This window comes from Mesorhizobium sp. M7A.T.Ca.US.000.02.2.1 (genome assembly GCF_003996995.1).
Taxonomy (GTDB): Bacteria; Pseudomonadota; Alphaproteobacteria; order Rhizobiales; family Rhizobiaceae; genus Mesorhizobium.
This window is the reverse complement of sequence record NZ_RZTT01000480.1, coordinates 1-4,184: the sequence shown is the minus strand read 5'-3', so window position 1 is coordinate 4,184 and position 4,184 is coordinate 1. Positions and strand designations below refer to the sequence as shown.

Below are 4,184 nucleotides of genomic sequence, written 5' to 3'. Positions count from 1 at the left end.
CTGCCGCTCTATGTCGACAATGGCCCGGTCAACGAGAAGGCTTTCGAGACCGGCAAGATCCCGCAGGACAGGATCAAGGACATCAATTCGGCGCCCGAAAACGTCAAGAAGCAGGTGTTGCAGGATGCAGAATTCTGGCGCGACAACCTGGTCGAGGCGACGGAAAAGTTCAACAATCTGATCCAGCAATAGGCTGCGGCCGCAATCCAAACCACGGCAGGGCGACGCCTCGCCCTGCTTTCGCCGCCTCAGCCCCTGGGAGAGAAAAATCTTGTCCATTGCGCCATCCGCGTTGCCGATCGGCATGCGCGGGATCGAGAAACGATTTGGCAGCGTGCCTGTGCTGCGCGACCTCAACCTCGATGTCGAGGCTGGTGAATTCCTGACGCTGCTGGGGCCTTCCGGTTCCGGCAAGACGACGCTGCTGATGATCCTGGCCGGTTTCGTGCGGGCCAATGCCGGCTCGATCAGGGTCGGCGGCGACGAGATCATCACCACGCCGCCGCACAAGCGCAACATCGGCATGGTGTTCCAGAACTACGCGCTGTTTCCGCATATGAACGTCTTTCACAACATCGCCTTTCCGCTGAAGCAACGCGGCGTCGCCGCCGCCGAGACGGCCGAGCGTGTCGAGAAGGCACTCGATCTGGTGAAATTGCAGGGACTGGGCGAGCGCCGGGTCGACCAACTCTCCGGCGGCCAACGCCAGCGCGTGGCGCTGGCGCGCGCCATCGTCTTCGAGCCGCGCATCGTTCTTATGGACGAACCCTTGTCGGCGCTCGACAAGGGCCTGCGCGAGCACATGCAGATCGAGCTGCGCGCCCTGCATCGGCGGCTCGGCATGACCACCGTCTATGTCACGCACGACCAGCGCGAAGCCATCACCATGTCGGACCGCATTGCTGTCATGAACGGCGGACGCATCGAACAGCTCGACAAGCCCGAAAGCCTCTACGCCAGGCCGCAAACGCAATTTGTAGCAAGCTTCATCGGCGAATCGAATTTCATTCCGGTCGAGTGCCGCAACGGCTCCGTCTGGTACGAGGACCGAAGAATCCATACGGCGGCGGCGACGCCGGCGGCAGGCCAGTACCTGATGGTGCTGCGGCCGGAAAAGCTGCGGCTCTTGGCAACCGCCGAACCGACAAGCGGCGTCAACGTGCTCAACGCGACGCTCAGTGACATCATCTATCAGGGCGACAGCTTCGTCTGCTATGCCGTGCTGCGCGACGGCCGGCAGCTGACTTTGCGCGACTATTGCCGCAGCGATGTGCTGGCGAAAATGCCGGCGCCCGGCCAGCCAGTCTCGTTCGGTCTCGATGCGCAGGACACAATCCTGGTAGCGGCAGACTGATGGGCGCGCAGACCGCCGTCATGCAGGAGAATGCCGGCCGCGCGGGCCCGGATTTGAACACGCAGGCGCTGCGCACGGACGCGCGGCGCGAGTCGTTGCGGCTGCTGGCGCTGCTGTCGCCGAGCCTGTTGCTGGTCTTCGCCATCATCATCGTGCCCATCGGCTGGCTGTTCTGGCTGTCGCTGTTCGACGAAGCGGGCGGCTTCAGCGCCGCCAATTATGCGCGATTCTTCGAGCAGGCCTCCTACATCAAGACCTTTGTCACCACCTTCAAGGTCGCCTTCATCGTCACCGGCGCCTGCGTGCTGCTCGGCTATCCCCTGGCCTACATGCTGTCGCAACTACCGCGCCGCGCGGCGTCGATCTGCCTGATCTTCGTCATCCTGCCGTTCTGGACATCGGTCCTGGTGCGCACCTATGCCTGGCTGGTGATCCTGCAGCGCAAGGGCCTGATCAACAGCTGGCTGATCGACCTCGGCGTGATCAGCCAGCCGCTGTCGCTCGCCAACAATCTTTCCGGCGTCGTCATCGGCATGACGCATATCCTGCTGCCGTTCCTGGTGCTGCCGCTTTACGCCTCGATGAAGACCATCGACACCGACTGCCTGCGCGCCGGCATGAACCTCGGCGCCGGCCCGGTCGCCACCTTCCGGCAGATCTTCTTTCCGTTGTCGCTGCCCGGCCTCGCCTCGGGCGTGGTCATCGTCTTCGTGCTCTGCCTGGGCTTCTTCGTCACGCCTGCGCTGATGGGCGGCGGCAAGGTCAACATGTGGGCGATGCGCATGGAACAGACCACCAGCCTCTATTCCAACTGGGGTGCGGGTGCAGCACTCGGCGTGGTGCTGCTGGTGGTCACGCTGGCGCTTCTCGGCCTGTTCCAATGGCTGCTCGGCGCGCGCGCCACAGGTGTGTGGAGTTCGCGATGAGCGAGGATGTCGGCCTGCCGATTTCGCACCGGCAACGGCTGTGGCTCTATTGCCTCGGCGGCCTCGTGCTTCTGTTCCTGATCGCGCCGTCGATCATCATCGTCATCATGTCGTTTTCGGACTCGACGCTGCTGCAATTCCCGCCGCAGCAATGGTCGCTGCGCTGGTACCAGACCTATTTCGGGTCGCTGGAATGGCGCGACGCCACGATCGTCTCGGTCAAGGTCGCGATCATGACGGTGCTGGTGGCGACGCCGCTTGGTACTGCCGCAGCCTATGCCATCAACCGGGGCACGCTGCGCTTCAACGGCACCATCAACGCGCTGCTGACGGCGTCGCTGATCGTCCCGGTGATCCTGATCGGCATCGGCACCTTCTTCCTCTATGCGCGCATCGGGCTCAACAACACGCTGACCGGCCTGGTCATCGCGCACACGGTGCAGGCGCTGCCGCTGGTGGTGCTGACCGTGCTTTCCGGGCTGCGCTCCTACGACATGAATCAGGAGCGGGTGGCGCGCAGCCTCGGCGCCGGCCGTGTCGCCGCCTTCTGGCAGGTGACGATGCCGCAGATCCGCTTCTCGATCGTCTCGGGTGCGCTGTTTGCCTTCATCACCTCCTTCGACGAAGTGGTGGTTTCGCTGTTCATATCGGGCGGCGAGACCACGACATTGACGCGCCGCATGTTCAATGCGCTGCGCGATCAGATCGACCCGACGATCGCCGCCATCTCGACCTGCCTGATCGTGCTCTCGGTCGTGCTGTTGTCGGTTGCGCAGATCTTCGGCCGGCGGCATTGATTTCACCAGACGAATTCGCAGAAGTGACCCATGGGATATCCAGACAGAATGCGTGATTTCCAGTTTCCCGGCCGCTCGCCGGTTCGTGCCACCGAGGCGGTTGCCGCGACCTCGCATCCGCTTGCAACCCTTGCGGCCATCGACATGCTGCGCTCCGGCGGCAATGCCATGGATGCCGCGGTCTGCGCCGCCGCCGTGCAGGGCGTGGTCGAGCCGCAATCGACAGGCATCGGCGGCGACTGCTTCGTGCTCTATTCTCCCGGGGGACAAGGCAATGTGCTGGCCTTCAATGGGTCCGGCCGCGCGCCTGCCAGGGCGACAGTCGACTGGTACCGCGAAAAAGGCTTCGACCGTATCCCGTTGCAGGGGCCGCATGCGGTCACCGTGCCGGGTGCCGTCGATGCCTGGAGCCGCCTGCTCGAAGACCATGGCCGCAAGGGCCTTGCCGAGGCGCTGGCGCCGGCCATCCACTATGCCGAGAACGGCTATGTCGTGCACGACCGCGTCGCCTTCGACTGGGCCGAACCGGAAACCGATCTGTCGGCCGACGAGCACGCCACGCGCATCTTCCTGCCCGGCGGCAAGGCGCCGAAGGCGGGTGACGTCCACCGGCAGCCTGAACTGGCGGCGACCTTGCGCATCATCGCCAAACACGGCCGGTCCGGTTTCTACGAAGGCGCTATCGCCGACGATATGGTGAGCCGGCTCAACCAATTGGGCGGACTTCATACGGCCGAGGATTTTGCCGCGACCAGAGGCGACTATGTGGCGCCGGTCAGCACCTCCTATGGCGGCCATGAGATCCACCAGATGCCGCCGAACAATCAGGGGCTGACGGCGCTTTTGATGCTCAATTTGCTATCGGGCTTCGAGCTCGGCGGGCTCGACCCCAATGGCGCCGAGCGCCTGCATCTGGAGATCGAGGCCGGGCGCCTGGCCTATCGCGACCGCGACCGCTATGTCGGCGACCAGGACCATGTCCCAGCGCCCGTGAAGCAGCTCCTGTCCGGCGCCTATGCCGACCGGCTGCGCGCCGAGATCGACCGCGGCCGCGCCATGACGCATCTGCCGCGCGTGGAGCTGCCCGGCAGCGATACGGTCTACATC

4 protein-coding genes and 1 pseudogene are annotated in these 4,184 nt (G+C 64.4%); all 5 read left to right on the top strand.

The genetic code is table 11. The features are described from left to right. Positions 1 to 192: pseudogene (locus tag EOD15_RS29820) on the top strand (ABC transporter substrate-binding protein); the annotation flags it as partial. Positions 193 to 271: 79 nt separating this feature from the next. Continuing rightward, entirely contained in the window at positions 272 to 1,354 is a 1,083-nt protein-coding gene (locus EOD15_RS29815) for an ABC transporter ATP-binding protein (RefSeq protein WP_127321956.1), read from the top strand. Next, complete coding sequence (locus EOD15_RS29810) at positions 1,354 to 2,280, top strand: ABC transporter permease (RefSeq protein WP_127321957.1); 927 nt, start codon at positions 1,354 to 1,356, stop codon at positions 2,278 to 2,280. Before EOD15_RS29815 ends, EOD15_RS29810 begins: the two co-directional genes overlap by 1 nt. Next, positions 2,277 to 3,077, top strand: coding sequence for an ABC transporter permease (locus EOD15_RS29805; protein WP_127321958.1), 801 nt, complete (start codon positions 2,277 to 2,279; stop codon positions 3,075 to 3,077). Before EOD15_RS29810 ends, EOD15_RS29805 begins: the two co-directional genes overlap by 4 nt. A 48-nt stretch (positions 3,078 to 3,125) precedes the next feature. Continuing rightward, positions 3,126 to 4,184 (top strand): gamma-glutamyltransferase (locus tag EOD15_RS29800; protein ID WP_127409098.1); only part of this gene is annotated, 1,059 nt, incomplete at its 3' end.